We start from the raw sequence: 26,628 nt of genomic DNA on the forward strand, positions 1-26,628 counted from the left end.
GTTTACAAACCCGGGACTGTTTCTCAACGTTCCGAAGGCAAAGAAGTTTACGCCGAGGGTTGCCCCGTCGCAAAACCACCCTTTCCATTGCCTGCACCAGAGACCGAAATCTCACTAGACATTGGATCACCTCCTTCCGATACGTTGAACATAACTAGAAGGTAGTACGATTCGTCATTAATGCAAGAGGCACTCGTCACGACACCTTCATCACGATCTTGCCGATATGATTGCTGCTTTCCATCAACCGGTGCGCGTCCACGACCTCTTCCAGCGTGAACACCCGGTTGATCACAGGCGCGACCTTGCCGCTTTCGATGAGCGGCCAGACCTGCTCGACAAGCTCATCGCGGATGGCGCGCTTCTCGTCGGCCGTTCGGGGGCGCATGGTGGAGCCGGTGACGGTGAGGCGTTTGACCATGATCGGCCGCAGGTCGACCTTCTCGGCTGTCGCACCACCCAGAAAGGCGATGATGGAAAGGCAGCCATCCTTGGCGAGGGCCGCAAGGTTCTTTTCGAAATAGGCCGCACCGATCATGTCGAGAACGACATCGACGCCCTTGCCGCCGGTTTCGGATTTCACGATTTCGGCGAAATCCTCCTCGCGGTAGTTGATCGCGCGCTTAGTGCCGAGCTTCACGCAGGCCTCGCATTTTTCCGCCGAGCCCGCCGTGGCATAAACCTCAGCGCCAAAGGCTTTCGCAAGCTGGATCGCCGTTGTGCCGATGCCGCTGGTGCCGCCGTGGATGAGCACGGTCTCACCTTCCGTCAGGCCAGCCATCTGGAAGAGATTGGCCCAGACGGTGAAGAAGGTTTCCGGCAGTGCGGCAGCTTTGACGGCGTCGTAACCTTTGGGGAAGGGCAGGGCCTGCCCGGCGGGAACGGCGCAATATTCCGCGTAACCGCCGCCATTGGCGAGCGCACAGACCTTGTCGCCGAGCTTGAACTCATCGACGCCCTCTCCGAGTGCAACGACCTCGCCGGCGATTTCCAGCCCGAGGATGGGGCTTGCACCTTTGGGTGGCGGATAGATGCCCTGTCTCTGCGCGACGTCTGGACGGTTAACCCCCGCCGCCTCGACCTTAACGAGAATCTCCCCGCGGGCGGGTTTCGGCAAAGGTGCTTTTGAAGACTGCATCACTTCCGGGCCACCATGGGACGGAAGATCGATGAAGCGCATTGTTTCGGGCAGGGTCTTGGTGTCGGACATGGGTAGGGGCAACTCCTCACTTGTCGGCGTCACCTGAAGATGTAGGTCAGATGTGCGCTTGAGGGAAGGAGTCCGTTTGTCGCTGGTGTCAATTTGCCTCGCCGAATACCCTGACGACGAGGCCGCCTTCGTTCTCCTTCGCGGCCGCCTTGACGCTGGCAATCTCGCTGCCGATCCGCTCGGGATTGGCGATGATCGATCCCTTCGGCAAAGTAAGAACGCCGATGGAGCAGCGCAGCAGCGCAAAATCCCGTTCATTGCCGTTGCGGTCCTGGCCCTTCATGCATCCGGCGGCACGGTCTTCGTCCGAATAAAGCCCGGCGACGTCGTCGTGGAAATCGCTGAGCAGCCGCTCCAGGATTTCCATCAGTTCCTCCACCGACCAGTCACGCACACCGATGAAGAAATCGTCGCCGCCAATATGGCCAAGGAAGCAGTCACCGGCGAAGAAATAACGGCGCATCAGCGCCGAAAACAGGGTGATGGCGTGGTCGCCGGCGTTGAAGCCGTATTTGTCGTTGAAGGGTTTGAAATTGTCGAAGTCGCAGTAGCAGAAGAAGCGCGTCTCGTCGCCGTCGCTGCAACTGTCGGCAATGAAGCCGCCAATCGCGCGGTTGCCGGGCAGCGCCGTCAGCGGGTTCTGGTCCTGCGCCATCTTCAGCTGTTTTTCATTGATCACCTTGATCAGCGACGCGGCCGAAACGATGCCGGCATATCGCATGTTTTCGGTCAGGATGATGCAGGCGCTGCCACCCATGCCACCCATGCTGGCGAACATGTTCATCAGCTGGTCCGCATCCGCATCGAGGCCGACGATCGGCGCAGGATCGACGAAATGGGAAATGGTGCGCTCATAGATCTTGTTCTTGAGCAGATCGCGGCCGAAGGGCCGGTAGATATATTCCTTGAGGTGATATTCGTTGATGACGCCGCGCGGTTCGCCATTGGCGTTGAGAACCGGGAAGAAGGCCTGCTGCGGATTTCTGCGAAAGAGTTCGAAGACGCTGTCGACGCTGTCATGTTCGAACACGGTAGGGAGGCGCTCGATTTCCCGGCGGATCAGAATCTCGTCCAGCGTCTGGCTGTTGCGTCGCGCCACGCCCACGCGGTTGAGGTGCGGAAAGCTCTCGGGCAATTCGCTGGTGAAGACCGTCGGCTTGGCGATAAGCCAGCCCTGCACCAGATCGACGCCGAATTCGCGGCAGGAGAGGAACTCAGCTTCCGTTTCGATACCTTCCGCAATCACCCTGACGCCGAGAACATGGGCGATATTGACGATGTTGCGCACCAGATGCTGCTTGCGCGGCAAATGGTCGATACCGGAGATGAAATGCCGGTCGATCTTGAGGTAATCCAGCGGGAAGTCGCAGAGCAGCTTCATCTCGCCGTGGCCGGCGCCGAAATCGTCGATCGCCAGCTTGAAGCCTTCCTTGCGCATGCGGGCGATCAGCGACGTAAATTCCGGCACGCTGGTATTGTCGAACCGTTCGGAAAGCTCAAAGCAGATGGAGGAGGCGGGAATGCCCGCCCGGGCCAGATGGCCGACGAGCTTGTCGAGAATGACATCGCCATGCGGAATGAGCCGCACATCGAGATTGAGGAAAAGCGTGGCGGAGGAGAAGTCGGGCAGGGTGGAAAATTTCGCGAGCGCCCGGCTTGCCAGCATCTGCTCGAAGGCCTTCAACTCGCCATCCGCGGCGGCCTGGTCGAGAAGCGCCAGCGGACTGGAAAAACCAAGCCGGTCATGGCCGCGCATCAGCGATTCATAACCGAAAATCGTGCCCGTCGTCGCTTCCACAATCGGCTGGAACGCCGTTTCCAGCACCAGTTTCGCCATCGGAAACATCTGCCCGGAGGCAAAACGCCTGATGACATCGTTCTCTAGCGCGACGGCCTGCATTTCTGTTTCTCCGCTATTGTCCGTCCCCTCGATGGCTAACCTTGGGGGATCCCGTCTCTTTTGCGGTGAACAATTGCAGATTACAGGTCAACAAAAGCTTTCACGACTGTGAAGCTTTAATGAAGGTTTTGTAACGGCCCCGTGCAATTACATAGGGCCGCAGTGCCGGGTCTCATGCCCGGCGGATATGCCCGCTATGCGCGGCATAAAGTTCCGCCACGTTCAGACGTTCCCGGTCCGCTTCGACGGGTTGTGTGGACTTTGCGCCTGTGCCATGTGCGGCCGATGCCGCCCATAATCTCAGCGCTTCCCTCACAACCTCGCTGCCGGAAGCATAAGCCCCGCAGTTCACGGCTTCGCGCATTCTTGCTGCCTGTTCCGGGGAAATCGATACTGTCACCATTGGCATGATATCACTCCCTTAACCGTCGTTTAGAATTCCGGCAAACTTTTTGAGAAGGCTGCCATTACGGTCTATGTGCGGGCGTTCTTATGTTTTCGTCTGGCGCCGCTTCCAGCGAAATTTATATCATCAGACACCATACCACGAAACGCGTCTCATTCCCAATTCGCAGTATATCACGGTTTAGTTTTTCCCCCGTGAGCCCGCCGGGGCACGGAGATTTCAAGCCGCCTCGCGTGCTTCCTGACGATCATAGCGACGGCCCGCGGCGGAAAATATGATCCATCGCAAATCCGCGACATAAAATGGCGCATTTTTTATTGATTGATCACTCAATCAAGAATAATTTGCCGTCCGTCAAGGAGACGCTTATGCCCAAGATCGGAATGGAGCCTTTGCGCCGCAAGGCGCTTGTGGATGCGGCGTTGCGCACCATAGGCCACCATGGTTCACTGAATGTGACAATGTCTGATATCGCCCGGGAAGCGGGCGTGTCGGCAGCGCTTGCGCATCATTATTTCGGCAGCAAGCAGCAGCTGCTTCTGGAAACCATCCGCAGCCTGCTGCGTGATCTGAGGCGCGATGCCGTGGCGGCACTGATCCGTGCCTCCGGTCCGCGTGAAAAGCTGAGCGCCATCGTGCACGTCTCCTTCCAGAGCGACCAGTTCACGCCCGAAACGGTAGCGGCCTGGCTTGCCTTTTACGTCGAGGCGCAGCGCTCGGAAGAAACGCGCCGCCTGCTGGTCATTTATTCCCGCCGCCTGCGCTCCAATCTCATGGCGAGCCTCAACCGGCTTTGCCCACCCGACGATGCCGCGCGCATCGCCGAAGGGGCAGCCGCCCTGATCGACGGGCTTTATATCCGCCACAGCCTGCGTTCCGCCCCGCTTGGCCTCGCTTCCGCGCCGGCGCTTGTCGAGGATTATTTCGACATGCAGCTCAAATCTTTTCCCGATGGACAGCGCGCCAAGCCGTCCATCCGCACTCTCTAGGAGACTTCGACATGACCATTGCGACGCCGCTCAAGGCGCAGCCGAAAGCCTCGCATTTCATCGACGGGGATTATGTCGAGGACAATACCGGCACGCCGTTCGAGAGCATCTTCCCTGCAACGGGCGAAATGATTGCAAAACTGCATGCGGCAACGCCCGCCATCGTCGAGCGCGCCATCGCCTCGGCCAAGCGCGCCCAGAAGGAATGGGCGGCGATGAGCCCCATGGCCCGCGGTCGCATCCTCAAGCGCGCCGCCGATATCATGCGCGAACGCAACGATGCGCTTTCCACGCTCGAGACGCTGGATACCGGCAAGCCAATCCAGGAAACCATCGTCGCCGATCCCACCTCCGGCGCCGATGCCTTCGAGTTTTTCGGCGGCATCGCACCTTCCGCGCTGAATGGCGATTATATCCCCCTCGGCGGCGATTTCGCCTATACCAAGCGCGTGCCGCTCGGTGTCTGCGTTGGTATCGGCGCCTGGAACTATCCGCAGCAGATTGCCTGCTGGAAGGCTGCACCGGCCCTCGTCGCCGGCAATGCCATGGTCTTCAAGCCCTCGGAAAACACCCCGCTCGGTGCCCTGAAGATCGCCGAAATCCTGATCGAGGCGGGCCTGCCAAAAGGCCTCTTCAACGTCATTCAGGGTGATCGCGATACCGGCCCACTTCTAGTCAATCATCCCGATGTCGCCAAGGTCTCTCTCACCGGCTCGGTGCCGACCGGTCGCAAGGTGGCGGCCGCCGCTGCCGGGCATCTGAAACATGTGACGATGGAACTCGGTGGCAAGTCGCCGATGATCGTCTTCGACGACGCCGATATTGAAAGTGCCGTCGGTGGGGCCATGCTCGGCAACTTCTATTCTTCCGGCCAGGTCTGCTCGAACGGCACGCGTGTCTTCGTGCAGAAAAAGGCGAAGGCGCGTTTCCTCGAAAACCTGAAACGCCGCACCGAGGCGATGATCCTCGGCGACCCCTTGGATTACGCCACCCATCTCGGCCCGCTGGTCTCCAAGGCCCAGCAGGAAAAGGTTCTGTCCTATATCGAAAAGGGCAAGGCAGAGGGTGCAACGCTGATCACCGGCGGCGGCATTCCCAATAATGTCGCGGGTGAGGGCGCCTATGTTCAGCCGACTGTCTTTGCCGATGTCACCGACGACATGACCATCGCCCGCGAGGAAATCTTCGGGCCTGTCATGTGCGTTCTGGATTTCGACGATGAGGACGAGGTTCTCGCCCGCGCCAACGCCACCGAATTCGGCCTTGCCGGCGGCGTCTTTACCGCCGACCTCGCCCGCGCCCACCGTGTGGTGGATGGGCTGGAGGCGGGCACGCTCTGGATCAACACCTACAATCTCTGCCCGGTGGAAATTCCCTTTGGCGGCTCCAAGCAATCCGGTTTCGGACGGGAGAATTCCGCCGCGGCGCTGGAGCATTATAGCGAATTGAAGACCGTTTATGTCAGCACGGGGAAGGTGGACGCGCCTTATTAATTAGGTTCGGCGGATGGGGCTTACCCCCCTCTGTCCTGCCGGACATCTCCCCCTCAAGGGGGGGAGATCGACCCGAGGCGAAGTCCCGCCCATCTCGACGTTTGAGATTGAAGTGACGAAAGAGCGTCTTGCCGATCTCCCTCCTTGAGGGGGAGATGTCCGGCAGGACAGAGGGGGGTGAGCCCCAATCGAATACATTCATCGGAACCGAGCCCCCAGTGGAGCAAACAATGCAAGCAGATTACGTCATCGTCGGCTCCGGCTCTGCGGGCTCCGCCATCGCCTACCGCCTGTCGGAAGACGGCCGTTATTCTGTCATCGTCATCGAAGCTGGCGGTTCGGATTTCGGCCCCTTCATCCAGATGCCGGCGGCACTTGCCTGGCCGATGAGCATGAAGCGCTACAATTGGGGTTATCTCTCCGAGCCCGAGCCCAATCTTGACAACCGCCGCATCACTGCGCCGCGCGGCAAGGTCATCGGCGGCTCGTCCTCCATTAACGGCCTTGTTTACGTTCGCGGCCATGCCGAGGATTTCAACCGCTGGGAGGAGCTTGGCGCGCAGGGCTGGGCCTATGCGGATGTGCTGCCCTATTTCAAGCGAATGGAACACAGCCACGGCGGCGAGGAAGGCTGGCGCGGCACGGATGGGCCGCTGCATGTGCAGCGCGGGCCGGTCAGCAATCCGCTGTTCCACGCCTTCATTCAGGCGGGCGCACAGGCGGGCTTTGAACTGACGGACGACTATAACGGCTCCAAACAGGAAGGTTTCGGCCTGATGGAGCAGACTATCCACAATGGCCGCCGCTGGTCCGCCGCCAATGCCTATCTTAAACCGGCGCTGAAACGCGGCAACGTCACGCTGGTCAATGGGTTTGCCCGCAAGGTCATCATCGAGAATGGCCGTGCCGTCGGCGTCGAGATCGAGCGCAGGGGTCGGGTTGAAACCGTAAAGGCCAATCGCGAGGTCATCGTTTCGGCCTCCTCCTTCAACTCGCCGAAACTGCTGATGCTCTCAGGCATCGGCCCCGCCGCGCATCTGAAAGACATGGGCATCGAGGTGAAGGCGGATCGTCCCGGTGTCGGGGCCAATCTTCAGGACCATATGGAGTTTTATTTCCAGCAAGTCTCCACCAAGCCGGTCTCGCTTTATTCATGGCTGCCATGGTTCTGGCAGGGGGTTGCCGGTGCACAATGGCTGCTGTCGAAAGGCGGGCTCGGTGCCTCCAACCAGTTCGAGGCCTGCGCCTTCCTGCGCTCCGCACCCGGTCTGAAACAGCCTGACATCCAGTATCATTTCCTGCCCGTCGCCATCTCTTATGACGGCAAGGCGGCGGCGAAAAGCCATGGCTTTCAGGCGCATGTCGGTTACAACCTGTCGAAATCGCGCGGCAACGTCACCCTGCGCTCCGCCGATCCGCATGACGACCCGGTAATCCGCTTCAACTACATGAGCCACCCGGAAGACTGGGAAAAATTCCGCCATTGCGTGCGCCTGACGCGCGAGATTTTCGGCCAGAAAGCCTTCGACGATTTTCGCGGGCCGGAAATCCAGCCGGGTGAAAACATCGAGACGGACGAACAGATCGACGCCTTTTTGCGCGAGCATCTGGAAAGCGCCTATCACCCCTGCGGCACCTGCCGGATGGGAGACCGCAACGACCCCATGGCGGTCGTCGATCCGGAATGCCGGGTGATCGGCGTGGAGGGGCTGCGGGTCGCCGACAGCTCGATCTTCCCGCATGTGACCTACGGCAACCTCAACGGCCCGTCGATCATGACCGGCGAAAAAGCGGCTGATCACATCCTTGGCAAAACCCCGCTGCCCCGCTCCAATCAGGAGCCGTGGGTAAACCCGCGTGCGGCCGTCAGCGACCGCTGAGGGTCAATGGTAATCATCCTCGCGCTGGTGGCGGATCGCGAGGATTGTTACTTTCTCGGCACTTTCTATCTCAAAAAGAACGACATAGCCTGACGAGCCAAATGGAATAAGAAACTCCCTCAGAAAGGGATTTTCTGCATCTACTTTCCGGCAGCTCAGCGGAAAATCCGCAAGTGCGGCAATTCCTTTTTCGATGGCCCTGTAGGCTCGCTTCGCCGCATATTTGTCCTGGCGAAGGAGATGTGCATAGAGGCGTGTTATATTGTCGCGCGCTCTGTCGGCAAGAAAAACCTGAAATGTCACTTGTCGTTGTCTTCAGCAAGCTTTTCGTCAAGCATAGCTTTCAGCTCTGCAAGAACGTCCTCGGCTTTGTGATAGACGCCCGTTCGCTTGGATTCTTCGCGCGCTGCAAGCCCCTGCTTGATGAACTCCGCCTGAGATTTGCGGATTTCCACCTGCTTGCGCACGGCTTCTTCCATAAATGCCGAAAGCGTCTCGCCGTCCTTCAGCACGCTTTCGGCTGCCTCGCGAAAATCCGCTGTCACCCGCAGCGAAGGAATTGTTGCCGTTTTCATGGATCGTCTTCCTGCGTTGCAATTGCGATGCATAAGATCGGTCATCGGCAGTGATAAGTCAAATGCAAAACCTTGCAATCGCGGGCCTTGAGGCAGATAAACGGGCTTAACGTCTGCCGAACACCAAATCACCGATCCGGATCGCCATGCCCGCCGATTACAAGAAGCTGAAGATGCTCCGCCGGTCCCGCGTTGTCTGGGGGTCGTGGCGGGTGTGGAGGCCGAGGGCGGTTTTCTGGGTTGGCGCGATTGCGGTCGGCATTATCAGCGTCGCTTTTGCCTGGGCGGCGGATCGCGCTCAGCATCTTTTCTCGGCAGTGACATCCGCAGGCGAATGGGCGTTTCTGCTGCCGCTCCTCATCACGCCGCTCGGTTTCACGCTCTGCGCCTGGCTTGCGATCTCGGTTTTTCCCAATGCCGGTGGCAGCGGCATTCCGCAGGCGATTGCCGCGCGGCACCTGCGCGACGACGCGGATCGTTCGCGGCTTCTGTCGCTGAAACTCGCTTTCGGCAAGGTGGTGCTGACGGTCGCCGGCCTTCTCTCCGGCGCGTCCATCGGCCGTGAGGGGCCGACCGTTCAGGTCGGGGCCTCCATCATGCTGCAGGCTGCCCGCTGGGGCGGTATGGCGCAGGCCAAGGGCCTCATCCTCGCCGGCTCGGCGGCCGGCATTGCGGCGGCCTTCAATACGCCGCTTGCAGGCATCGTCTTCGCCATCGAGGAAATGAGCAAGACCTACGAATCCCGCGCCAACGGCCTGGTACTGACCGCGGTCATTCTCTCCGGTCTTGCATCGCTGGCGCTGGTTGGCAGCTATACCTATTTCGGCACCAGTTCGGTCATGGCGAAAACGATGATGGACTGGCTGCTGGTGCTGATCTGCGGTGTCGGCGGCGGCGCATTTGGGGCGCTGTTCAGCGCCGGCGCCCTGCGTCTGTCAGCACGCATTCGCCGTTTTGCCCAAACCATGCCGTTGAAACGCATGCTCGCGGTCGCCGCCGCCTGCGGCCTTGCTTCCGCCGTCATCGGCATTGCGACAGGCGGAGCGACCTTCGGAACGGGCTATGAACAGGCACGCGCCGCAATCGAAGGTGAGGCTGCGCCGGCCTTCTTCTTCATCGAAAAGCTGGCGGCGACGTTTCTCGCCATGATGTCGGGCATTCCCGGCGGTATCTTCGCGCCGTCGCTGTCGGTGGGTGCCGGTTTCGGCAGCACCATGGCCGGCCTGCTCGGCACCAGCATCGGCCTTGGCGCCATCGTCGGCATGGCGGGATATTTCGCCGGCGTCGTGCAGGCGCCGATGACCGCCTTTGTCATCATCCTTGAAATGACCGGCAATCATGAAGGCGTCATTCCCATCATGGTTGCGGCAATGCTCGGATATCTGACCTCGCGTCTTTTCTCGCGGGAGCCGCTTTATCACGGCCTGTCGCGGGTCTTCATTGCCCAGAGCATCCGCGCCCGGCGCGCCGCTCAGGCCAGCGAAACGTAATGGCTTACGCCCGGATTCCCGCGACGCCGAAATAACCGAGCCCCGGTATCTTAATTCCCGGCTGGACGAAATCGATGCCGGCGACGAGACCGAGGAAATTGACCTCGAAACCGCTGCGCGCGCCGGCCGAAACGCCGAACAGCCCGCCAAGGGAGACGCTTGCATCCTTCCAGTCATCGGCAATGTGGTAAAACGCGCCGTCCGGCAGATAGTCGCGGCCGACCGCATCCGGCGGCAGCACGACGCCCAGTTCCGGCACGCTGCGCAGCACATGGGCAACGAAGGTGTTGGAGTTGGGGCCGGGATAGATGCGATAACCACCCGGCTTGCCATAGGGATAGTCGGCGATTGCTTTTTCGATTTTCGGGATGAGCTTTTCCGCCGCCGCGCCGTGAATGGCCACCACCTGACGCGGCGTGTTGGAATACCAATAAGCGTCAGCCGCATACCCGTTATGGCGGATCGGCGTGCCCCAGCCCACCTTGTCATACCGGTCATAGGCGGTGGCACCAGGCTTCTTCAGCACGACCCAGGCATGGCTGGCGACGGACCCCTTGAAGCCGCCGGTCATGGCGGAAAAGACGTAGATGGCGGCTTGCCCGTCGCTCGACGCTGGCGGCAGCATGCCAGAGGACGACCATCTGGCGGCGTTCCAGCCGCGCGGATGGTCCTTCATGGCCCATAGACCGGCCGATGCCAGCGCGGGCAGCAGATAGATAACGGCAATCGCCAGCAGCAGACGTTTCGCAAATTTCACTGATAGCCCCGTGCATCGAAAAATCAGTTGCGGTATCAACGACATAAAATCAGAATTTTTTGAGGCTGAGAGAATGAACAATTCCGTTACCGTCGAAGTGACCCGCGGCAATCTCGTGGAAAGCCGCCATCAGGGTCTTGCCGTGGTGGTGGATGGCGATGGCGGGGTGCTGTTTTCGGCCGGCGATATTGAGCGCGGGATCTTCCCGCGTTCCGCCTGCAAGGCCATGCAGGCGCTGCCGCTGGTGGAGAGCGGTGCGACGGATGCCTACGGTTTCGGCAACCGCGAACTGGCGCTGGCTTGCTCTTCCCATTCCGGTGAAGACGCCCACGCGGAACTCGCCGCCGCCATGCTTGCGAAAGCGGGCCGGGATGTCGACACGCTGGAATGCGGCGCGCACTGGTCGTCGGACCAGAAAACCATCATTCATCAGGCCCGCACGCTGGAAAAGCCGACGGCGCTTCACAATAATTGCTCCGGCAAACATTCCGGCTTCATTTGCGCCTGCTGCCATACCGGCACGGATCCCAAAGGCTATGTCGGTTACGATCATCCTCTGCAGCGGCAAATCCGCGCCACGATGGAGAGCCTGACGGGCGCGGCGCTCGGCCATGACAATTGCGGCGTGGATGGCTGCTCCATTCCCACCTATGCCGTGCCGCTCAAGGGGCTGGCGCATGGTTTCGCCAAAATGGCGACGGGCAGGGGGCTCGAGGCAGAACGCGCGAAAGCCTCGCGCCGCCTCATCGAGGCCTGCATGGCCGAACCTTTTTACGTGGCAGGCACGGGTCGCGCCTGCACGAAGCTGATGCAGATCGCGCCCGGCAAGATTTTCGCCAAGACCGGAGCGGAAGGCGTTTTCATCGCCGCCCTGCCGAATCAGGGGATTGCCATGGCGGTGAAATGCGAAGACGGCACGACACGCGCGGCAGAAGCCATGGTCACGGCCTTGCTTGCCCGCTATTTTGATGACGGCAGTGCCGAGCAGCAGGCTTTAAAAGGCATGGCGAACCGCCAGATGCGCAACTGGAACGGCATCCATGTCGGCGATATCAGCGTTATCGGGCTTTAAATAACCTTTGACGCGGCCGTTTACCGGCACGATGATGCGGTGTCCTGCGTGTGATGGCTATCCCATGGCCGCCGGCAGGCGCGGCGTCCGCATGGGAAACAGGTGGGCGCTCTCATTGCTTTGGAGGTCGCATATCCATGTTCACACTGTTTTTCTCCCCCGGTTCCTGCTCCCGCGCCAGCCATATCGTGCTTGAGGAATCCGGCCTGCCTTACAAGGCCCACCGCGTCAATTTCGCGGAGGGCGAGCAGCGCTCCGAGGCATTTCTGAAGATCAATCCCAAGGGCCGCGTGCCGGCACTGGCCACGGCGAGCGGCGTGCTGACGGAAACACCCGCCATCCTCGCCTTCATCGCCCAGATGGCGCCCGAGAAGAAGCTGGCGCCGCTTGACGATCCCTTCGAATTCGCGCTGATGCAGTCCTTCAATGCCTTCATTTCCTCCACCGTCCACGTTGCCCACGCCCATGGCCGGCGCGGCAGCCGCTGGGCGAATGAGGATAGCTCGCTTGCGGACATGAAGGCCAGGGTGCCGAAAAATATGGGCGAGTGCTTCGAGCTGATCGAGCACGGCATGCTGCACGGCCCATGGGTTCTGGGCACGGCCTATTCGGTGGCCGATCCCTATCTCTTCGTCATGTCCGGCTGGCTGGAAAGCGATGGTGTGGATATTGCCCGCTTCCCGAAAGTGCACGACCACTTCCGCCGCATGAACGACCGCCCGGCGGTGCAGCGGGCGCTGGAGGGGGAGAGAGGCTGAGCGTGCGATAGGCAAACAAAATTCCAAGCTGGCTCCGTCGCTAACGTGCCTGCCTTCTCGAGAAGGGGCTGCCTTTCCCTCATCCCTGTGCTTGTCACAGGGATCCAGCCAGCCCAAGTCCTTGGGCTGGGAAAGGGTCTCTCCGCCGCGCAGACGCGCGTCGGCTGGATTCCTGTGACGAGCACAGGAATGAGGGCGCAGAGAGTGTGCCGGCGGAGTTTTCTCTCGTTTACGCTGCCTCGGCCGTCCGGCTGTCCCACATGGACTTGAACGCCGTGCGCGCCTGGCAACGGGCGAGCCAGGCTTTCAGCGCCGGATGGGCATCGAACAGCGGCTGGTGGCCCTGCGCGTAACGAACGATTTCCGCCACATTGAGATCGGCCACGGTGAAGCGGTCGCCCACCAGATAATCATGCGTGGCAAGATGCTGTTCCAGCACCCGCAAGGGGCGTTTCAGCAGACGCGCGGCGACATCGATCACTGCCTTGCCGGCGTCGCTTTCCGCAAGGCCTTCGGCGATGGCGGAAGAAATCTTCAGCGAATTCGTTTCGATTTCAGTGGCAGCGAAGAAGGACCATTGCAGCATCGCCGCATCTTCCTTCAGATCGACCGGGGCGAGCGGCCCGCCATATTTGCGGGCGAGATAGAGATTGATGGCCATGGATTCGTAAAGCACCATGCCGTCATCCTCGATGCAGGGAATGGTGCCCATCGGGTTGACGGCGAGAAATGCCGGCGACAGCGTGTTGAGCGGCGCATCAGTGGCGAGCGGATCGGCAAGGCGGCGGGCCTGAATGACAGGCACATGCTTGAATTCTATGCCGAGTTCAGCAGCCAGCCACAATGTGCGCGTGGCGCGGGAACGGTACACACCGTAAATCGTCAACATCGAAATTACCCCTTGAAACCTGTTCGATCGCCGGCACGTTACGGTCTCGTCGTTGTAAAGTGAAGTTGTGGATGTCAGGGGTAACTATGATTTTTTCTGATCCGTGAGCACGTCCGCATCCGGCGAAAGCCGGTTTTCAAAACGGTCGATGAAGCGCTCGAACAGGCGGCCGAATGTCTCCACATCCTCTGCCGGCCAGCCATCCATCACATCCTCAATGACGCTCATCTTGGTCCGGCGCATTTCCTGCAAAAGGCTGGTACCGAGCGGCGTGATTTCGACGATGCTGCGGCGGCCATCTTCCTGCGACACGCCACGTTTCAACAGGCCGCGCCCGACCATATCCGCGACGACCCGGCTGCCGCGCGAAGGGTCAATGCGCATGCCCTCGGCAATCGCACCCACGGTGACGTCGCCTTCGGCACGGCGCAGAATATCGAGCACATCGATATGGGAGAGTTCAAGACCCGGAGCGAGCTTGGCAAGCGCCATTCGGCCGATGATGCGGCGGCCGATCATGATGCGCATACGCGTCATCGTATTGCCGATCCGCTTGATGTCCTCGGGCAAATCCTCGTTCCAGTCTTCCTCGCTCGCCACTCTCAGCCGTTCCTTTCGATGCCGGTTTCCGATCACATTTAGCGCTGATAGCACAGATGTCAAAAACTTGCCATTGACATATATATGCCAATAGCACACAAATTGTCGCAGCAAAATCGCCGGAACTCAACGAGATTTTTCATGGATATGTCCACCGCCCCCGTGGCGCCGCTTGTGTCGGATCACCGCCGCAGGCTCATCGTTTTTCTGTTTCTGATGCTGGCCATGTTCATGGCCACACTCGACAACCAGATCGTCTCGACAGCGCTCCCCACCATCGTCGGTGAATTCGGCGCGCTGGAGCGTTTCGGCTGGATTGGCTCGGCCTATCTTCTGGCGACCAGCGCGGTCATGCCCGTTTATGGCAAGCTCGGTGATCTCTTCGGCCGCAAATATGTGATGATTGCGGCGGTCGTCATCTTCACGCTCGGTTCGCTCGCCTGCGGGCTGGCATGGTCTATGGACAGCCTGATCGCGGCCCGTGTGCTTCAAGGGCTTGGCGGCGGCGGCATCATGGTGTCGATCTTCTCCGTTAATGCGGATCTGTTCGAGCCACGCGAGCGCGCCCGCTACCAAAGCTATTCCAGCCTCACCATCATGGCCTCGGGCAGTGTCGGCCCGATTCTCGGCGGGACCATGAGCGACCTGTTCGGCTGGCGGTCGATCTTCCTTATCAATCTGCCGCTCGGTATTATCGTCATCGCCGGCCTTGCTCTCATGCTGCCCTATCGTCGCCCGGCGAGACAGCCAAAGATCGATTATCTCGGTGCGGTTCTTCTGGCCGCCACCATTGCCAGCGTGGTGTTCTGGGCCGATAGCAGCGAACTGTTCGGCTCGCTGATCGCGGCCCCAAGCCTCGGCATCATCGCCTTTGCCGTCATCGCCGCTTTCCTGTGGGTGCAGGTGGAGCGTCGCGCGCCGGAACCCGTCGTGCCGCTGCGTCTCTTCAAGGACAGCACCTTTCCGCTGTTGATGATCGTCTCGCTGACCAGCGGCGGCATCGGTATCGGCATGGTCAATTATTACGCGCTGTTCCTGCAGACCACGACCGGGCTTTCGCCCTCCCATGCCGGCCTGTTCTTCATCGCCGTCACCGGCGGCATCGTCATGGGTTCGTTGTCTGCCGGACGGCTGATCTCGATTACCGGCGTCTACAAGCCCTTCTCGGTGGCCGGCCTCACCATCAATGTCCTCGTCATGCTGCTCTTCACGCAGATGCATGCCGGAACGCCGCTTTGGCTGATCGCGGTGCTGATGCTGGCGCAGGGTTTCGCCGTCGGCCTCGGCCAGCAGGCACCCATCATCGGCGTACAGAACTCCGCTCCGAAGGCCGATATCGGCGCGGCAAGCGGCGCGGTGACCCTGACCCGCATGGGCGGCGCCGCCATCGCCATCTCGGTCTATGGCGCCATCGTGTCATCAAGCTTGAAAGGTGTCGCGATCGATATTCCCGGTGTCGGCAGGATCGAGGAACTGACGCCGAAAATGCTCGCCGAACTGCCCGCAACCTCCCAGGCCGCCGTCGCCTCGCTTTATTCGGATGCGTTTACGCCGCTATTCTTCGCGGCCGCCGCCACCGCCGCGATTGGTCTTGCCGCGGCGTTGATGCTGAAACCGGTGCGCCTGCCGGCGGCGGTTGAAGCGAAGCCGGCGGAAGCAGCGGGAGAGTAGGAACGATTGCACGAAGGTGTGTCGGTTCCCGCGTGCACTTTCGTCCGTCTGCTCGCTCTTCCCTCATCCCTGTGCCTGTCACAGGGATCCAGCCAGCCCAAGTCCTTGGGCTGGAAAGACTCTGACACCACGCAGACGCGCGTTGGCTGGATTCCTGTGACAAGCACAGGAATGAGGAGGCGGGTGGCTCACCAGTTTCAGCCAAACAAAAACACCCCTGCGGGAAATTTAACGCCCGTTCCGCGTTATGCTCGCAGCACTTTACATTCGCGCGGGCGGCCCTATCTCAATGAATATGAAGCCGGAACAGTTGTTGAATTCCACGCCGAAGGGGCTTTATTGCCCGGCGGGCGATTTTTACATCGATCCCGTGCGCCCCGTAGCGCGGGCGCTCATCACCCATGGCCATTCCGATCACGCCCGCGCCGGCCATGGCGCGGTGCTGGCCACGCGCCAGACGCTCGATATCATGCGTATTCGTTACGGCGAGGATTTCTGCGGCAGCGAGCAGGCGGTCGGCTTCGGTGAGACGGTGGAGGTGAACGGCGTGATCGTCGGTTTCCACCCCGCAGGCCATGTGCTGGGTTCGGCGCAAATCTCCGTGGAAATGAATGGCCTGCGCATCGTCGCATCCGGTGATTACAAACGCGGTATCGACCCCACCTGCGCGCCCTTCGAAACAGTGCCGTGTGATGTCTTCATCACAGAAGCCACTTTCGGCCTGCCGGTGTTTCATCATCCACTGCCGCGTGTGGAAATCGGCAAGCTGCTGACGTCCATCAAACAGTTTCCCGACCGCACCCATCTCGTCGGCGCTTATTCGCTCGGCAAGGCGCAACGCGTTATCCGGTTATTGCGCGATAATGGTTATGCCGATCCCATCTATATTCACGGCGCGCTGGCGCGGCTTTGTGATTATTACGTCTCGCAGGGCATCGATCTTGGTGATCTCAGGCCCGCGACGCTGGAAAAAAGCAACCCCGCCGCCTTTAAGGGTGCCATCGTTGTTGGTCCGCCCTCGGCCTTTCAGGAGCGCTGGGCGCGGCGTTTCAACGAGCCGCTGATCGCCTTCGCCTCCGGCTGGATGATGGTGCGGCAGCGCGCGAAGCAGGGCGGTGTGGAACTACCGCTGGTCATATCTGACCATTGCGACTGGCCGGAACTGCTGGAAACCATCACGGAAATCGGCCCGCAGGCCGTCTGGGTCACCCATGGCCGCGAGGAGGCGCTGGTACGCTGGTGCGAATTGCAGGGCATTGCCGCCAAGCCGCTGCATCTCGTCGGTTACGAGGATGAGGGGGACTGAAATGAAAGCCTTCGCCACCCTTCTCGACCGCCTTGTCCTCACGCCGTCGCGCAACGGCAAGCTGAAGCTGCTCACCGATTATTTCCGCGATACGCCCGATCCCGACCGGGGCTACGGGTTGGCGGCCATTGCCGGCACGCTGGACCTCAAAAGCGTTAAACCGGCCATGCTGCGCGAGCTGGTTATGGAGCGCATGGACGAGGTGCTGTTCCGTTATTCCTACGATTATGTCGGCGATCTGGCCGAGACCATTTCGCTGGTCTGGGGCAATATCGGCGGCGTGGATGATGCGGAGGCGCAGGATCCGCGCCTCGGCGAAGTCGTGACGCTGATGAACTCGCTGGGGCGTACCGAGGTGCGCGGCGCGGTGCGCGATCTGCTTGACCGGCTCGATACCTCCTCCCGTTTCGCTTTCCTCAAACTCGCCACCGGCAGCCTGCGTATCGGCGTTTCGGCGCGGCTGGCGCGGCAGGCGCTGGCGGATTTCGCGGATAAGGACATCACTGAAATCGAGACCCTTTGGCATGGTCTGACGCCCCCCTACACCACGCTATTCTCCTGGCTGGAGGGCAACTCCGACCGCCCGCTGCTGGCAACGCCCGCCATCTTCCATTCGGTGATGCTGGCGACACCGGTCGCCGATGGCGATCTCGATGCGCTGGATCCCGCCGACTATGCAGCAGAGTGGAAATGGGACGGTATCCGTGTGCAATTGTCCCGGGCCGGCGAAACGCGAAAGCTCTATTCCCGCTCCGGCGACGATATTTCCGGTGCTTTCCCGGATGTGCTTGACGCCATCGAATTCGAAGGCGTGATGGATGGCGAATTGCTGGTCGGTGGCACCGCGCGATCCAACAATCTCACCCGCACCTTCTCGGATTTGCAGCAGCGGCTGAACCGCAAGACGGTAACGGCGAAGATGCGGGATGACTATCCCGCTTTCATCCGCGCTTATGACCTGCTGTTCGAGGGCGAGAGCGACATTCGCGCGCAAACCTACCTGGAGCGCCGCAACCGGCTGTCTGACATCATCGAGCGCGCGCCGCATGATCGCTTCGACCTCTCGCCGTTGATCGGCTTCTCCAGCTGGTCGGAACTCGACACTTTGCGCGCCGCACCGCCCGATCCTGTCATCGAAGGGGTGATGATCAAGCGCCGCGACAGCACCTATCAGGCCGGGCGCGCCAAGGGGCCCTGGTTCAAGTGGAAACGCGATCCCTACAATATCGACGCCGTTATGATGTATGCCCAGCGTGGCCACGGCAAAAGATCGAGCTATTATTCCGATTTCACCTTCGGTGTCTGGGCGGAAGGCGAGGATGGTGAACAGCTCGTGCCTGTCGGAAAGGCCTATTTCGGTTTCACCGATGCCGAACTGGAAGTGCTGGACAAGTTCGTGCGCGACAATACGGTCGAGCGTTTCGGCCCGGTGCGGGCGGTGCGCGCCACACCGGATTTCGGTTTCGTGCTGGAGGTGGCCTTCGAAGGCATCAACCGCTCCACCCGCCACAAGTCAGGCGTTGCCATGCGGTTTCCGCGTATTGCAAGGTTGCGCGCCGACAAGCTGCCAGCCGAGGCCGACAGGCTCTCGACGCTGGTGGCGATGATCGATGGTGTGGAAGGTTAGGGAAATGAGGCAGCTTCGCGATCGTAAACCTTACCCGGTCCAGAAATTGCCATGATGGCTGCGAATACATTGTTGTCATTCGCGAATCCGTGATTGGACAGCTCCCCGCCGCAGTGCTGAACTGCTGTTACAACTATCCTCCTCAGGTGACCATATGCCAGACAAACGCTTTCTTTCCTCAGCCTTCGGACAGGAAGAGAGCGGCACGAGCATCCCGAGCCTGACCCGGCGAAGCCTGCTGGCCGGTGCCATGGGTCTGTCGGCGGCCGCATTTTTACCACCCCGCGCGAAAGCGGGCATTGTCGCCCCCGAGGTGCTGCCACTGGAACGGCAGGATTATGCGGAGGCGCGCAAACGGTTCCACACCCATCTCCTGCGAAAGATGGCCGCGCCGGAAAAATCATCGGTTCTCGGCACGCCACCGGGCGCGGAACGCGTCACCTATCCCGGCGGGCCGGATGGTTCGATCGAACTTGTCGCCTGGCTCTCCCATTACCAGCCCTCAAAAACGTTGAAACCCGCGGTCCTGTTTCTCCACGGCGGCAATGCCACCGGTGATGGCCATTGGGCGCTGATGAAGCCCTATTGGGAAGCGGGCTATGTCGTGCTTTTACCGTCTTTCCGCGGGGAGAACGGCCAGAGCGGCCATTATTCCGGTTTTTACAACGAAACGGCGGATGCGCTGGCGGCGGCGACCTATCTGGAAAATCTGCCCGGCATCGATAGAAACCGCTTCTTCATCGCCGGCCATTCCAATGGCGGCACGCTGACGCTTCTGGCCGCCATGAGCCGCAAGTTCCGCGCCGCAGCCCCCATCTCCGCCGGTGTCAATTCCTGGCGTTATTTCAACCGCTATAGCGACGAGATCTGTTTCGACGAGACCGACGAGCGCGAATTCATCATGCGCTCCTCCGTCTGCTTCGGCCCCAGCCTCAAATGTCCGGCGCTGCTTCTGCGCGGCACGGAGGAGCGGCCGTTTGATGCCGATCACCAGCTTTTCGTGGATCGCGCCCTGACATCCGGATTCAAGATCGACAAAAAACTGCTGCCCGGCACCCACAATGGCGTGGTGCCGCATGCGGTGGAGGAGAGCATCCGCCTTTTCAACGCATTTGTTTGAAACGCGATATGACGCCGCTGGTTAGGACGTGTGAGGTTTAGCTCTTGAGGATGGACGTCTTCGCCTGCTCCGCCCACCAGGCACCATCTTTCTTGTCGGCATATTGGGCGCGTTTGTTGGTGAATTGCCCCTGGGTGCACATCTCACGGTAATTGCGCTCCGGCAGACCAAGCTCCTTGACGACGGCATGCACTACCGTCGGGCCGGTCATGTCATAAACGCTGACGAGCGTTCCCTCTTCGATATTCTGGGCAATACGGTCGGCGATCAGCTTCAGCGCCGGGTGACCGGGTCTGGAGGCCATGAAATAATTCGTCACTTCGCCATCTTTCATGGCGATGAAGACGGCTTCTTCATCCGGGCCGATCGCATCTTCCGGGCGGGCCGCGAAATTGGAATCGATGTCGAGATAGATACCGCCATCCTGCAAAAGGACCAGAATGCGCCAGAAATCCGCCTTGGCGGCACCCACCTGCAGCCGGCGGAAGGCATCGGCGTAACGCCCGGGAAAATGCCGGTCGATATAGGCCTGGCACGCCTCGTCATCATGATAACGATATTCGAATTCCGGGGTCAGCCAACGGTTGAACAGGAAATTCGCATAGATCGGCGTCGTTACCCGGTTGGAGTAATTCGTCTGCCAGATGATGCGTGGAATGGCTTTTTCCGATTTCGGGCGGCGGCGGGCCGGCTGGTGCGCTGGAAGCGTCTTTCTTGTGCCGGGCCGCAGGAACAGATCGATGGAGAAGATGACCTTGACGATGTTGCCGCCGATCTTGATCGCGCGGTACGCAATGGGGTTGTAGCCATGCTTAGTCAAGTTCAATGCTCCCGCGTGTGGAATCGCCAGCACTTCCTGTCGCTATTGTCACGCGCGTGGAAACGGCGGTACGCGGTATTTATTGTAGGCAATTAATTTGTCAATACGCTGAAAACAAGCCGGCCGAGCCCGGATAAACGGGGCTCGGCCGTTTTCGGAAAAGCTGGGGTCAGGTTTTGCGGCCGTTGAAGTAACCGAGCAGCCGCATGGCGTTGGCGGTCACCAGAACCGTGGCACCCGTATCGGCGAAGACGGCGAGCCACAGGCCAGAAACGCCGGTGACGGTCGTGACCAGGAACACAGCCTTCAGGCCGAGTGCGATCGTCACGTTCTGACGGATGTTGCTCATGGTGGCGCGCGACAGGCCGATAAGGCGGGCGGCATCGCCGACATTGTTGCGCATCAGCGCCGCATCCGCGGCTTCCATCGCCACGTCGGTGCCGGAGCCGATGGCGACGCCGACGCTGGCCGCCGCAAGGGCCGGCGCGTCGTTGATGCCGTCGCCCACCATTACCACGGTCTTCTTTTCGGCGAGCTTGCGGATTTCCTCGACCTTGTTTTGCGGCAGCAATTCGCCGCGCGCTTCAAGGCCCAGCTTGTTGCCGATGGCACGCGCCGTGCGGGCATTGTCACCCGACAGCATCAGAGAGGAAATGCCCATATCCTTCAGCGCCTTGATGCCTTCGGCTGCATCCTTGCGCGGTTCGTCGCGCATGGCGAAGAGGCCGCTTGCCACCCCCTCGGCCATGACAACGGCCACGGTCTTGCCTTCGCTTTCAAGTGCGGAAATACGCTCGGCAAGTTCATTCGATACGGTCCCGACGTCGGTTGCAAAACGCGGCGCGCCGATGAACAGGCGCTTGCCGCCGACATTCCCCTGCATGCCGCGTCCGGAAATCGCCTTGATCTCTGAGCCGGGCAGGGGAATTACGCCTGCCTTGTTGGCATGGCTGACGATGGCTCTGGCAAGTGGATGGCTAGATTCGTTCTCGATTGTCGCGGCCTGCGCAATCAGCTCGGCCTCGTTGCCGTCAAGCGCCACCACGTCTGTGACCACGGGTTCACCGAGCGTCAACGTACCGGTCTTGTCGAAGGCGACGGTTTCGGTGCGCGCCAGCATTTCGATGACCGCGCCGCCCTTCACCAGCATGCCGTGCCGTGCCGCAGCCGAAAGACTGGAGGCGATGGCTGCGGGAACGGAGATGACCAGCGCGCAGGGGCAACCAATCAGGAGCAGGGCAAGACCGCGATAGATCCAGGTATCCCAGTCGCCGAGGCCGACAAGCGGCGGCACGACGATGGTGAGCGCGGAAATCGCCACGATCAGCGGCATGTAATAACGCGAGAAGCTCTGGATGAAGCGTTCCGTCGGGGCGCGGGCGTCCTGGGCTTCTTCGACAAGCGTGATGATGCGGGCAATGGTGTTGTCTTCCGGCGCGCGGTCGACACGGATGCGCAGCGAGCCGTCATGGTTGATCGAGCCGGCAAAGACACGCGCGCCCTTTTCCTTGGCGACGGGAATGCTTTCGCCGGTCATCGGCGATTCGTCGACGCTGGATTGACCTTCCATGACAACGCCATCGGCGGCGATGCGGTCGCCGGGGCGGGCCACGACCACCTGGCCGATGCGCACCTGATCGGCGGCGATCTGCCGCAGCGAGCCGTTTTCTTCCACCAGCGCGGTTTTCGGCAGCAGCGAACCGAGCGCCTTGATGCCGGAGCGGGCGCGGGCGGCCGCGAAACCTTCCAGCAATTCGCCGACGGAGAACAGCAGCACGACAATGGCCGCCTCTTCCGCCTCGCCGATGATGATCGCGCCGATGGCGGCAATCGTCATCAGCATCTCGATGGTGAAGACCGCGCCGAAACGGGCGGCGTTGAAGGCATTTCTCGCGATCGGGAAAAGCGTGGCCAGCGTGGCGACGATGAAGGCATAGCTGCCCCATGCCGGGAAGGTCAGTTCCGCCGCATAGGCGATGGCGACCAGCACGGTGCCGGTGAAGGTATTGCGTGCTTTCGCGCTGCGCCACCACGCGCCTTTTTCATCCGCGCCATGGGCGTGCCCTATCTCGGCGCTCTGGCTTGCGGCGGCAGGTGCGGCAGCGTGCGATTGGCCAGCATGATCGTGGCCGGAATGGTCGTGACCTGAATGATCATGGTCGGAATGGTCATGATCATGCCCCTTGCAGGACTGGTGATCGTGTCCCGAATGGTCATGCGCTGCGTGGTCGTGCCCGGAATGGTCATGATCGTGGTGATGGCCGCCGCATGTCGCGTGGTCATGGTCGTGATTCTGCTCAGGCGTCTTTTCGCGCGCGGTCTTTTCCTGCGGCAGCAGAGCGGGTTTGAAGCCGAGCTTGCGCAGCGTGTCCTCGATCTTTTCGACCGGGGTCTTGTTCTCGGCAAGCGACAGGTTCAGCCTTTCGCGGGCCACGGAGACCTTGACGTCGCCAACGCCGGGCAGGCGGGAAAGCGCGGTTTCGATCTTGGCCGCGCAGCTGCCGCAATCCATGCCGCCGACCGAAAAGATCAGTGCATTGTTCTTTTCAGCCGGTATTTCGGCTTCATCATGGTGATGACCGCCGCAGGTGGAATGGTCGTGATGATCGGCCGCCTTTGCCTCGGGAGCCTTGTCGCGCGGCAGCAAAGCGGGCTTGAAGCCAAGCTTGCGCAACGTATCCTCGATCTTTTCGACCGGGGTTTTATTCTCGGCAAGCGACAGGTTCAACCTTTCGCGGGCAACCGATACCTTGACGTCTGCAACGCCGGGCAGGCGCGAGAGCGCGGTTTCGATCTTCGCCGCACAGCTGCCGCAATCCATGCCGCCGACCTTGAAGGTCAGTTCCTCTGATTCCCCGTTCAAACTGCCGCGTGTCGAAATATTCATGGTTCTCGCTCCTGAATTCCAGTCGACAGCCAATCTGGCACCTCTAGCAACTAGAGCTTCAAGAGGAAAAATGCAGTTTTCCGATTTTTTTTGAAAATACCGACGCCAGCCTCGCGCCAGCCGCGCGGTTCATCATGCCAGCAGATTGGATTCCATGAAGCGGTTCAGATGATAGCACTCCTTTTGAAAAACGGTCGCCGGGCGGCCTCTCTGCTGGGGCTTGCCCTGCTGCCGCTGATGAGCGGTTGCCTTTTCGTGACGGATACGACCCGGATGGACCCGGATGTCTTCGTCAGGGAAACGGCGCCGGTCTTCAATTTTAATTCCGTCAGTTCCAATCGCCAGCCGGAACTGCCGCCGCAGCCGGGCCAGCTTTCGACGCGGCCGCCGGACCTGTTCAGAACCCGCTTCCATCAGGAATATGGCCCGCCAGTGCGCGGGCAGGGGCTGCAAGCACCGCAGGTGCAGGGCTATAATGTGCCGCAGGCGCAGGGCCAGACGATGGCCTATGGCCTGCCTGTCTCCAACCCGCTGCACCGGGTCATGTATGGCCCGATCCGCGACGAGGACCGCTCGCTGCCGGCCATTCCCTATGGCCGCATCGATCCGCGTTATCTCAGGCAGGAAGTCAGCTACCAGACGGCGGAAGCGCCGGGCACCATCGTGGTCGATACCAGACAGCATTTTCTCTATCTCGTGCAGTCCGGCGGCAAGGCGATCCGTTATGGCGTCGGCCTCGGCCGTGATGGTTATGCCTGGTCGGGCCGCGGCAAGATCCAGTGGAAAGCGAAATGGCCGCGCTGGACGCCGCCCGACGAAATGGTCAAGCGCCAGCCTGAACTCACCTCCATCTCGGCCGCCAATGGTGGCATGACGCCGGGTCTCAACAACCCGCTCGGCGCCCGTGCGCTTTACATCTTCAAGGATGGCAAGGACACGCTGTACCGCGTGCACGGAACGCCTGACTGGCAGTCCGTCGGCAAGGCGACGTCCTCCGGCTGCGTGCGCATGCTCAATCAGGATGTGATCGACCTCTACGAACGTGTGCCGCAGGGGGCGCAGATTGTGGTTATCTGACCACGTTCTAAAAGAAAGAGATGCGGGCGTCGTTCTGCCAGCGCCTTCCGACTGGCTTTTAGCGGTCGGTTAACTATTTTCGCAATACGCCTGTACACGTGGAACAAACGATGTACAGCGGCGATATAGCCGTTCGAAATGTGGGACAATCCGGCCTTATGACAAGCACCGACACAGATCTTTCCAGACGTACTTTTCTTTCCCTTCTGGGTATTTCCTCCGCTTCATTGCTGGCCGGCTGCGCGTCCTCCGGCACGGGTGAAGCCATTCGCCAGCAGGCGAGCAGCATCGGCAGCGATTTCCGCCAGATGTTCTCGTCAGGCGTCAGCGATGCGGAACTGGCCGTCATGTACGGCTCGGTCGAGGATGGCGGTTACGTCATTCCCGCGGTTCCCTATCAGAAGATCGACCGCCGCTATTATCGCCAGCGGGTCGTCGACCCGACCGGCGAACGCCCCGGCACCGTCGTCGTCGATACGCGCTCGCGCTTCCTTTATGTCGTGGAGCAGGGCGGCAGCGCCATGCGCTACGGCGTCGGCATCGGCCGCGATGGTTTCGCCTGGTCGGGCGAAGGTGTCATCCAGTGGCGCCAGAAATGGCCGAAATGGACCCCGCCGGATGAAATGGTCGCCCGCCAGCCGGAACTGGTCAAATATTCCTCCAAGAATGGCGGCATGCCGCCGGGCCTGAAAAACCCGCTCGGTGCCCGCGCGCTCTATATCTTCCAGAACGGCAAGGATACGCTCTACCGCCTGCACGGCTCGCCGGAATGGAACTCCATCGGCAAGGCCGTCTCCTCCGGTTGCGTGCGCCTGATGAACCAGGACGTCATCGACCTCTACGACCGCGTGCCGCAGAAGGCGCGTGTGGTGGTGTGGCAGTAAGCCGAAAACTCCTCGCATAAAAAGGCGGCCTCGTGCCGCCTTTCTCTTTTTCGGCCTATGGCCGGGAGAGACCTTCCTTCAGCGCATTCACCTGATCGCGCAGCTGCGCCAGTTCCTCCAGCCCGCAGCCGGTGGCGCCGCCGATGGCGGCCATGATCTTCACACCCTCTTTCTTGAGGTCGGCGCCTTTAGGCGTCAGCGCCACCAGCACCTGCCGCTCGTCCACCGTGCCCCGTTTGCGGGTGATCAGACCGGCATGCTCCAGCCTCTTGAGAAGCGGCGACAGCGTGCCCGAATCGAGGCCCAGCATTTCGCCGAGCGCCTTGACGGTGGATGTTTCCTTTTCCCACAGCGCCATCATGACGAGATATTGCGGATAGGTGAGCCCGATCGGGTCGAGCAGCGGCTTATAGGCGCGGGTAAAGGCATGCGCTGCGCCGTAAAGGGCAAAACATATCTGCTGGTCCAGCCTCAACAGGCTTTCCATTGTCTTCTCGTTGCCCTCTGCGTCCATTTTCCTGCTCCAAAATCAACCGGGGAGGGAACAATCGGCCCCCGCTTTCGGTTCCTGCCACATGAATGCGCGGCGAAATTTCCTGAAAATTATCGCAAAAAACAAATCGTCATTCAATGTGCAAAACTATATTGCGTACAATTTAATTGTACGCTATAAGGCTTCCAACATCAACCCGAAGGAGTAAATGCCATGCCCATTCTCTACACGACCAAAGCATCCGCCACCGGTGGTCGCGCCGGCAACGCCAAGTCGGAAGACGGCGTTCTCGACGTCACGCTCACCGTTCCGAAGGAACTGGGCGGCGATGGCGCCCGTGGCACCAATCCGGAACAGCTTTTCGCGGCCGGTTATTCCGCCTGCTTCCTCGGCGCCTTGAAGGCTGTTGCCGGCAAGCACAAGGTAAAGATTCCGGAAGACACGACTGTGACGGCAACCGTCGGTATCGGCCCGCGCGAAGACGGCACCGGCTTCGGCATCGAAGTGACGCTGAAGGTCAACATTCCCGGTCTTGAGCGTGAGAAAGCCGAAGAACTTGTCGCCGCCGCACACATCGTTTGCCCATACAGCCACGCCATGCGCACCTCTACGGAAGTGCCGGTCTCGGTGGCCTGATAAAGCGGGCTTACGCGCCTGATTATAAATCTTGGGGCCGGGTTTATCCCGGCCTTCTTGTTTACAGAAAGAAATATGCTATATTCTT

Annotated in this window: 24 protein-coding genes; 13 read left to right on the top strand and 11 right to left on the bottom strand. The window is 60.6% G+C overall.

The window, feature by feature from the left end:
* Positions 1 to 196: 196 nt before the first annotated feature.
* From ATU_RS04055 to ATU_RS04065, 3 genes are all read right to left on the bottom strand, one after another.
* Entirely contained in the window at positions 197 to 1,210 is a 1,014-nt protein-coding gene (locus ATU_RS04055; protein ID WP_035256352.1) for an NAD(P)H-quinone oxidoreductase, read from the bottom strand.
* A gap of 88 nt (positions 1,211 to 1,298) precedes the next feature.
* A complete protein-coding gene (locus tag ATU_RS04060) occupies positions 1,299 to 3,110 on the bottom strand; it encodes a GGDEF domain-containing protein (RefSeq protein ID WP_010971176.1) in 1,812 nt (603 codons plus the stop codon).
* 172 nt (positions 3,111 to 3,282) lie between these two features.
* The gene (locus ATU_RS04065) at positions 3,283 to 3,519 is read right to left on the bottom strand and encodes a ribbon-helix-helix domain-containing protein (RefSeq protein ID WP_010971177.1); all 237 of its coding nucleotides are present in this window, start codon (positions 3,517 to 3,519) and stop codon (positions 3,283 to 3,285) included.
* 365 nt (positions 3,520 to 3,884) lie between these two features.
* Here ATU_RS04065 and betI point away from each other — a divergent pair, with 365 nt between their 5' ends.
* The 3 genes from betI (at position 3,885) to betA (ending at position 7,878) form a co-directional block, all read left to right on the top strand.
* Entirely contained in the window at positions 3,885 to 4,505 is a 621-nt protein-coding gene (betI, locus tag ATU_RS04070) for a transcriptional regulator BetI (protein WP_010971178.1), read from the top strand.
* Positions 4,506 to 4,516: 11 nt separating this feature from the next.
* Positions 4,517 to 5,998, top strand: a complete 1,482-nt coding sequence (gene betB, locus ATU_RS04075) for a betaine-aldehyde dehydrogenase (RefSeq protein WP_010971179.1) — start codon at positions 4,517 to 4,519, stop codon at positions 5,996 to 5,998.
* A 230-nt stretch (positions 5,999 to 6,228) separates the two neighbouring features.
* The gene (gene betA / locus ATU_RS04080; RefSeq protein ID WP_010971180.1) at positions 6,229 to 7,878 is read left to right on the top strand and encodes a choline dehydrogenase; all 1,650 of its coding nucleotides are present in this window, start codon (positions 6,229 to 6,231) and stop codon (positions 7,876 to 7,878) included.
* 3 nt (positions 7,879 to 7,881) lie between these two features.
* Here the strand turns inward: betA and ATU_RS04085 are convergent, their stop codons facing one another.
* Both ATU_RS04085 and ATU_RS04090 read right to left on the bottom strand, forming a co-directional pair.
* The gene (locus tag ATU_RS04085) at positions 7,882 to 8,181 is read right to left on the bottom strand and encodes a type II toxin-antitoxin system RelE/ParE family toxin (RefSeq protein ID WP_006312253.1); all 300 of its coding nucleotides are present in this window, start codon (positions 8,179 to 8,181) and stop codon (positions 7,882 to 7,884) included.
* Complete coding sequence (locus ATU_RS04090) at positions 8,178 to 8,453, bottom strand: YlcI/YnfO family protein (RefSeq protein ID WP_006312252.1); 276 nt, start codon at positions 8,451 to 8,453, stop codon at positions 8,178 to 8,180. The genes ATU_RS04085 and ATU_RS04090 overlap by 4 nt, the downstream gene beginning before the upstream one ends.
* 146 nt (positions 8,454 to 8,599) lie before the next feature.
* On the opposite strand from ATU_RS04090, the gene ATU_RS04095 reads away from it, so the two are divergent.
* Positions 8,600 to 9,943 carry a chloride channel protein gene (locus tag ATU_RS04095; protein WP_035256358.1) on the top strand — a complete coding sequence of 448 codons (1,344 nt, stop codon included), beginning with the start codon at positions 8,600 to 8,602 and terminating at the stop codon, positions 9,941 to 9,943.
* A gap of 4 nt (positions 9,944 to 9,947) precedes the next feature.
* On the opposite strand, the gene ATU_RS04100 is transcribed toward ATU_RS04095, so the two are convergent.
* Positions 9,948 to 10,700: a DUF3750 domain-containing protein gene (locus ATU_RS04100; RefSeq protein WP_035256361.1), complete on the bottom strand. Its 753-nt coding sequence runs from the start codon at positions 10,698 to 10,700 to the stop codon at positions 9,948 to 9,950.
* Between the two features lie 73 nt (positions 10,701 to 10,773).
* Here ATU_RS04100 and ATU_RS04105 point away from each other — a divergent pair, with 73 nt between their 5' ends.
* Positions 10,774 to 11,772, top strand: a complete 999-nt coding sequence (locus ATU_RS04105) for an asparaginase (protein ID WP_010971182.1) — start codon at positions 10,774 to 10,776, stop codon at positions 11,770 to 11,772.
* 137 nt (positions 11,773 to 11,909) lie between these two features.
* Complete coding sequence (locus ATU_RS04110; RefSeq protein WP_010971183.1) at positions 11,910 to 12,530, top strand: glutathione S-transferase family protein; 621 nt, start codon at positions 11,910 to 11,912, stop codon at positions 12,528 to 12,530.
* Positions 12,531 to 12,759: 229 nt separating this feature from the next.
* On the opposite strand, the gene ATU_RS04115 is transcribed toward ATU_RS04110, so the two are convergent.
* The gene (locus tag ATU_RS04115) at positions 12,760 to 13,419 is read right to left on the bottom strand and encodes a glutathione S-transferase family protein (RefSeq protein ID WP_006312247.1); all 660 of its coding nucleotides are present in this window, start codon (positions 13,417 to 13,419) and stop codon (positions 12,760 to 12,762) included.
* Positions 13,420 to 13,503: 84 nt separating this feature from the next.
* The gene (locus ATU_RS04120; RefSeq protein ID WP_010971184.1) at positions 13,504 to 14,019 is read right to left on the bottom strand and encodes a MarR family winged helix-turn-helix transcriptional regulator; all 516 of its coding nucleotides are present in this window, start codon (positions 14,017 to 14,019) and stop codon (positions 13,504 to 13,506) included.
* A gap of 141 nt (positions 14,020 to 14,160) precedes the next feature.
* On the opposite strand from ATU_RS04120, the gene ATU_RS04125 reads away from it, so the two are divergent.
* From ATU_RS04125 to ATU_RS04140, 4 genes are all read left to right on the top strand, one after another.
* Positions 14,161 to 15,690 (top strand): MDR family MFS transporter, encoded by a 1,530-nt coding sequence (locus ATU_RS04125; RefSeq protein ID WP_035256364.1) that lies wholly within the window; start codon positions 14,161 to 14,163, stop codon positions 15,688 to 15,690.
* A gap of 289 nt (positions 15,691 to 15,979) precedes the next feature.
* A complete protein-coding gene (locus ATU_RS04130; RefSeq protein WP_035256729.1) occupies positions 15,980 to 16,996 on the top strand; it encodes a ligase-associated DNA damage response exonuclease in 1,017 nt (338 codons plus the stop codon).
* 1 nt (position 16,997) lies between these two features.
* On the top strand, positions 16,998 to 18,623 hold the full coding sequence (locus ATU_RS04135) for a cisplatin damage response ATP-dependent DNA ligase (RefSeq protein WP_010971187.1): 1,626 nt from the start codon (positions 16,998 to 17,000) through the stop codon (positions 18,621 to 18,623).
* A gap of 154 nt (positions 18,624 to 18,777) precedes the next feature.
* Positions 18,778 to 19,743, top strand: coding sequence for an alpha/beta hydrolase family protein (locus ATU_RS04140; protein ID WP_010971188.1), 966 nt, complete (start codon positions 18,778 to 18,780; stop codon positions 19,741 to 19,743).
* A gap of 37 nt (positions 19,744 to 19,780) precedes the next feature.
* Here ATU_RS04140 and ATU_RS04145 read toward each other — a convergent pair whose 3' ends face one another.
* A complete protein-coding gene (locus ATU_RS04145) occupies positions 19,781 to 20,563 on the bottom strand; it encodes a glycosyltransferase family 32 protein (protein ID WP_035256367.1) in 783 nt (260 codons plus the stop codon).
* A gap of 169 nt (positions 20,564 to 20,732) precedes the next feature.
* On the bottom strand, positions 20,733 to 23,450 hold the full coding sequence (locus ATU_RS04150; protein ID WP_010971190.1) for a heavy metal translocating P-type ATPase: 2,718 nt from the start codon (positions 23,448 to 23,450) through the stop codon (positions 20,733 to 20,735).
* Positions 23,451 to 23,618: 168 nt separating this feature from the next.
* On the opposite strand from ATU_RS04150, the gene ATU_RS04155 reads away from it, so the two are divergent.
* Together ATU_RS04155 and ATU_RS04160 are read left to right on the top strand one after the other, a co-directional pair.
* Positions 23,619 to 24,527 carry a L,D-transpeptidase gene (locus ATU_RS04155; protein ID WP_010971191.1) on the top strand — a complete coding sequence of 303 codons (909 nt, stop codon included), beginning with the start codon at positions 23,619 to 23,621 and terminating at the stop codon, positions 24,525 to 24,527.
* Between the two features lie 158 nt (positions 24,528 to 24,685).
* A complete protein-coding gene (locus ATU_RS04160; protein WP_013635657.1) occupies positions 24,686 to 25,411 on the top strand; it encodes a L,D-transpeptidase in 726 nt (241 codons plus the stop codon).
* 55 nt (positions 25,412 to 25,466) lie between these two features.
* Here the strand turns inward: ATU_RS04160 and ATU_RS04165 are convergent, their stop codons facing one another.
* Positions 25,467 to 25,925, bottom strand: a complete 459-nt coding sequence (locus ATU_RS04165; RefSeq protein ID WP_006312236.1) for a MarR family winged helix-turn-helix transcriptional regulator — start codon at positions 25,923 to 25,925, stop codon at positions 25,467 to 25,469.
* Between the two features lie 192 nt (positions 25,926 to 26,117).
* On the opposite strand from ATU_RS04165, the gene ATU_RS04170 reads away from it, so the two are divergent.
* The gene (locus ATU_RS04170; RefSeq protein WP_010971192.1) at positions 26,118 to 26,540 is read left to right on the top strand and encodes an organic hydroperoxide resistance protein; all 423 of its coding nucleotides are present in this window, start codon (positions 26,118 to 26,120) and stop codon (positions 26,538 to 26,540) included.
* Positions 26,541 to 26,628 lie beyond the last annotated feature (88 nt).

Origin of the sequence: Agrobacterium fabrum str. C58 (genome assembly GCF_000092025.1) — a bacterium.
Taxonomy (GTDB): Bacteria; Pseudomonadota; Alphaproteobacteria; order Rhizobiales; family Rhizobiaceae; genus Agrobacterium; species Agrobacterium fabrum.

Bases quoted from the DNA above. Each gene is read 5' to 3' on its own strand.
- ATU_RS04060 (WP_010971176.1), bottom strand. From the start codon at position 3,110: ATGCAGGCCGTCGCGCTAGAGAACGATGTCATCAGGCGTTTTGCCTCC.
- ATU_RS04110 (WP_010971183.1), top strand. From the start codon at position 11,910: ATGTTCACACTGTTTTTCTCCCCCGGTTCCTGCTCCCGCGCCAGCCAT.
- ATU_RS04065 (WP_010971177.1), bottom strand. From the start codon at position 3,519: ATGCCAATGGTGACAGTATCGATTTCCCCGGAACAGGCAGCAAGAATG.
- ATU_RS04150 (WP_010971190.1), bottom strand. From the start codon at position 23,450: ATGAATATTTCGACACGCGGCAGTTTGAACGGGGAATCAGAGGAACTG.
- ATU_RS04155 (WP_010971191.1), top strand. From the start codon at position 23,619: ATGATAGCACTCCTTTTGAAAAACGGTCGCCGGGCGGCCTCTCTGCTG.
- ATU_RS04160 (WP_013635657.1), top strand. From the start codon at position 24,686: ATGACAAGCACCGACACAGATCTTTCCAGACGTACTTTTCTTTCCCTT.
- ATU_RS04105 (WP_010971182.1), top strand. From the start codon at position 10,774: ATGAACAATTCCGTTACCGTCGAAGTGACCCGCGGCAATCTCGTGGAA.
- ATU_RS04055 (WP_035256352.1), bottom strand. From the start codon at position 1,210: ATGTCCGACACCAAGACCCTGCCCGAAACAATGCGCTTCATCGATCTT.
- ATU_RS04170 (WP_010971192.1), top strand. From the start codon at position 26,118: ATGCCCATTCTCTACACGACCAAAGCATCCGCCACCGGTGGTCGCGCC.
- ATU_RS04090 (WP_006312252.1), bottom strand. From the start codon at position 8,453: ATGAAAACGGCAACAATTCCTTCGCTGCGGGTGACAGCGGATTTTCGC.
- ATU_RS04165 (WP_006312236.1), bottom strand. From the start codon at position 25,925: ATGGACGCAGAGGGCAACGAGAAGACAATGGAAAGCCTGTTGAGGCTG.
- ATU_RS04115 (WP_006312247.1), bottom strand. From the start codon at position 13,419: ATGTTGACGATTTACGGTGTGTACCGTTCCCGCGCCACGCGCACATTG.
- ATU_RS04095 (WP_035256358.1), top strand. From the start codon at position 8,600: ATGCCCGCCGATTACAAGAAGCTGAAGATGCTCCGCCGGTCCCGCGTT.
- betI (WP_010971178.1), top strand. From the start codon at position 3,885: ATGCCCAAGATCGGAATGGAGCCTTTGCGCCGCAAGGCGCTTGTGGAT.
- betA (WP_010971180.1), top strand. From the start codon at position 6,229: ATGCAAGCAGATTACGTCATCGTCGGCTCCGGCTCTGCGGGCTCCGCC.
- betB (WP_010971179.1), top strand. From the start codon at position 4,517: ATGACCATTGCGACGCCGCTCAAGGCGCAGCCGAAAGCCTCGCATTTC.
- ATU_RS04125 (WP_035256364.1), top strand. From the start codon at position 14,161: ATGGATATGTCCACCGCCCCCGTGGCGCCGCTTGTGTCGGATCACCGC.
- ATU_RS04135 (WP_010971187.1), top strand. From the start codon at position 16,998: ATGAAAGCCTTCGCCACCCTTCTCGACCGCCTTGTCCTCACGCCGTCG.
- ATU_RS04140 (WP_010971188.1), top strand. From the start codon at position 18,778: ATGCCAGACAAACGCTTTCTTTCCTCAGCCTTCGGACAGGAAGAGAGC.
- ATU_RS04130 (WP_035256729.1), top strand. From the start codon at position 15,980: ATGAATATGAAGCCGGAACAGTTGTTGAATTCCACGCCGAAGGGGCTT.